This is a genomic window from Sporosarcina saromensis, from assembly GCF_033253735.1.
GTDB lineage: Bacteria > Bacillota > Bacilli > Bacillales_A > Planococcaceae > Sporosarcina > Sporosarcina saromensis.
This window is the reverse complement of sequence record NZ_JAUBDI010000042.1, coordinates 1-1,520: the sequence shown is the minus strand read 5'-3', so window position 1 is coordinate 1,520 and position 1,520 is coordinate 1. Positions and strand designations below refer to the sequence as shown.

Here is a 1,520-nt window from a genome sequence, read left to right as displayed (position 1 = left end):
ACCAACAGCGCGCTCACCCTATCCTACTGCGTCCCCCCATTGCTCAAACGGCGGGGAGGTGGTACAGGAATATCAACCTGTTCTCCATCGTCTACGCCTTTCGGCCTCGACTTAGGTCCCGACTAACCCTGAGCGGACGAGCCTTCCTCAGGAAACCTTAGGCATTCGGTGGAAGGGATTCTCACCCTTCTTTCGCTACTCATACCGGCATTCTCACTTCCAAGCGCTCCACCAGTCCTTACGATCTAGCTTCAACGCCCTTGGAACGCTCTCCTACCACTGACATCTAAGATGTCAATCCGCAGTTTCGGTGATCCGTTTAGCCCCGGTACATTTTCGGCGCAGCGCCACTCGACCAGTGAGCTATTACGCACTCTTTAAATGGTGGCTGCTTCTAAGCCAACATCCTGGTTGTCTGGGCAGCGCCACATCCTTTTCCACTTAACGGATACTTGGGGACCTTAACTGGCGGTCTGGGCTGTTTCCCTCTCGACTACGGATCTTATCACCCGCAGTCTGACTCCCAAACATAAATCATCGGCATTCGGAGTTTGTCTGAATTCGGTAACCCGGGATGGGCCCCTAGTCCAAACAGTGCTCTACCTCCGAGATTCTTTCGTTTGAGGCTAGCCCTAAAGCTATTTCGGAGAGAACCAGCTATCTCCAGGTTCGATTGGAATTTCACCGCTACCCACACCTCATCCCCGCACTTTTCAACGTACGTGGGTTCGGGCCTCCAGTAAGTGTTACCTTACCTTCACCCTGGACATGGGTAGATCACCTGGTTTCGGGTCTACGACCCCATACTCATTCGCCCTATTCAGACTCGCTTTCGCTGCGGCTCCGCATTCGCTGCTTAACCTTGCATGGAATCGTAACTCGCCGGTTCATTCTACAAAAGGCACGCCATCACCCATTAACGGGCTCTGACAACTTGTAGGCACACGGTTTCAGGTTCTCTTTCACTCCCCTTCCGGGGTGCTTTTCACCTTTCCCTCACGGTACTGGTTCACTATCGGTCACTAGGGAGTATTTAGCCTTGGGAGATGGTCCTCCCGGATTCCGACGGAATTTCACGTGTTCCGCCGTACTCAGGATCCACTCTGGAGGGGCTGGACTTTCGACTACAGGGCTTTTACCCGCTATGGCGGACCTTTCCAGGTCGCTTCGTCTAATCCAGCCCTTTGTAACTCCGTATAGAGTGTCCTACAACCCCAGGAAGCAAGCTTCCTGGTTTGGGCTCTTCCCGTTTCGCTCGCCGCTACTAAGGGAATCGATGTTTCTTTCTCTTCCTCCGGGTACTTAGATGTTTCAGTTCTCCGGGTGTGCCTCGTTTACGCTATGTATTCACGTAAACGTACTACCCCATTACGGGCAGTGGGTTTCCCCATTCGGAAATCTTCGGATCAAAGCTTACTTACAGCTCCCCGAAGCATATCGGTGTTAGTGCCGTCCTTCATAGGCTCCTAGTGCCAAGGCATCCGCCGTGCGCCCTTTCTAACTTAACCTTTATACGGATT

The 1,520-nt window shown here is 52.8% G+C and carries 1 rRNA gene (running past one end of the window); it reads right to left on the bottom strand.

Annotation, left to right across the window (positions count from 1 at the left end):
• Positions 1 to 1,508: ribosomal RNA gene (locus QT711_RS19480) — 23S ribosomal RNA — on the bottom strand; its annotated part reaches 1,461 nt to the left of the window's first position; the annotation flags it as partial.
• Positions 1,509 to 1,520: the final 12 nt, after the last annotated feature.